Origin of the sequence: Streptomyces sp. NPDC021225, from assembly GCF_044332865.1 — a bacterium.
Classification (GTDB): domain Bacteria; phylum Actinomycetota; class Actinomycetes; order Streptomycetales; family Streptomycetaceae; genus Streptomyces.
Window position 1 is genome coordinate 1 of record NZ_JBIRPV010000035.1, and the last position, 2093, is coordinate 2093.

Genomic DNA, 2093 nt, shown 5'->3' on the forward strand with positions numbered 1-2093 from the left:
TTCCCCGCTCCGGACGCCACGCCGCGCACAAGCCCCTCGTGCTCCTCACCGGCCGCCAGTGCCGCCAGGCCGTGGAGGAAGTCCTCGCGGCCGGGACCCAGGAGTACCGCACGGTGCTCGAAGGCGGCACGGTCGTTGGCCAGCGCGTATCCGACGTCGGCCAAGTCGAGTTCCGGGTCGGAAGCGAGGTATTGACGCAGTTGCCGCGCCTGCGCTCGCAGCGCATCCTCGGACTTCGCCGACACAACCCAAGGCACAGACAGCGAAGGTGGCGTTGAAGCGTCTTCACCATTTGCCGGGGCTTCGGCGGGTGGTGGTGCCTGTTCGAGGATCACATGCGCGTTGGTGCCGCTCACCCCGAACGACGACACGCCCGCACGCCGTAGGCGGCCGGTCTCAGGCCAGGGCGTGGCCTCCGTCAGCAGCCGCAGCCCGCTCGCAGACCAGTCCACGTGCGGCGACGGCTCCTCGATGTGCAATGTCCGCGGCAGCAACCCCTGCCGCATCGCCAGCGCCATCTTGATGACGCCGCCCACCCCGGCTGCCGCCTGGGCGTGTCCGATGTTCGACTTCATCGAGCCGAGCCAAAGCGGCTGGTCCGCGGGCCGGTCCAGACCGTACGTGGCCTGGAGGGCCTGCGCCTCGATCGGGTCGCCCAACGTGGTCCCCGTACCGTGTCCCTCCACCGCGTCAATGGCGGCCGGAGTCAACTCGGCGTTGGCGAGGGCCTGGCGGATGACACGTTGTTGCGAGAGGCCGTTGGGTGCGGTGAGGCCGTTGCTGGCTCCGTCCTGGTTGACCGCCGTCCCCCGTACCACGGCCAGGACGGGATGCCCGAGCCGCTGCGCGTCCGAGAGCCGTTCCACCAGCACCATGCCCACACCCTCGCCCCAGCCGGTGCCATCGGCTGTGGCTGAGAACGCCTTGCATCGTCCGTCCGGAGACAGCCCACGCTGCCGGGAGAACTCGATGAAGGCCGCCGGGGTGGACATGACGGTGACCCCGCCGGCGAGGGCCATCGAGCATTCTCCGGACCGCAGCGCCTGGCAGGCCAGGTGCAGTGCGACCAGCGACGATGAACACGCCGTGTCCACGGTGACCGCCGGCCCTTCCAGACCGAGGGTGTAGGCGACGCGCCCCGAGGCGATACTGCCCGCGCTTCCATGAACGAGGTATCCCTCGAACCCCTCGGGAGCGGTCGGGAAGCGCTGCGCGTAGTCGTGGTAGGCCAGCCCGGCGAAGATCCCGGTCTGCGTGCCACGCACGGAGGTTGGGTCGATTCCTGCCCGCTCGAAGGCTTCCCAGGAGACCTCGAGAAGCATTCGCTGCTGAGGATCCATGGCCAGGGCCTCGCGCGGGCTGATGCCGAAGAATTCGGCGTCGAATTCGCCCGCGTGGTGAATGAATCCCCCCTCTCTCGTGTACGACGTTCCGAATCGCTCGGGGTCCGGGTCGTAGAGCTTGTCGAGGTCCCAGCCGCGATCGGTCGGGAATCCCGAGATCGCGTCCTGCTCGGCCACGAGGAGATCCCATAGCTGTTCCGGGGACTGCACGTCCCCCGGATAGCGGCATGCCATGCCGACAATTGCGATGGGTTCGCCCGTGCCGGCGGCCGTGAGGGGGACGTGGCTGATGATTTCGCCCTGCGTACCCAGAAACTGCTCGCGCAGATGCTGCACGAGCGCGGCGGGGCTCGGGTGGTCGAAGACGATGGTAGATGCGAGGGTCAGCCCGGTGGCCTCGCACAGGCGATTGCGCAGTTGGACGGCAGTCAGCGAGGTGAAGCCCAGTTCCTTGAATGCGCGCTCGGCTTGGATTTTCTGGGGGCTCTGGTGGCCGAGGACGGCGGCGATATGCGCACGAACGACGTCGAGGAGGATCTGCTGCTGCTCGTCCGGTCGTTGGTGGGAGAGCCGCTGACGGAGGGTGGCCGTGGCGGGCGATTCGGCCGTGACGGTGCGAGGAGCGTGCTGGTCGGCTTGCGGCTCGGAGAGATGAAGCCAGTAGTGGTGGTGTTGGAAGGGGTAGGTGGGGAGGTTGGTGTGGTGGTGGGTGTGGTGTTGTTGGTGCCAGGTGGTGGGGTGGCCGTGGGT

1 protein-coding gene is annotated in these 2093 nt (G+C 68.2%); it reads right to left on the bottom strand.

Annotation, left to right across the window (positions count from 1 at the left end):
- On the bottom strand, positions 1-2093 hold a 2093-nt coding region (locus ACH4S9_RS47060; RefSeq protein WP_398377822.1), incomplete at both ends, for a type I polyketide synthase.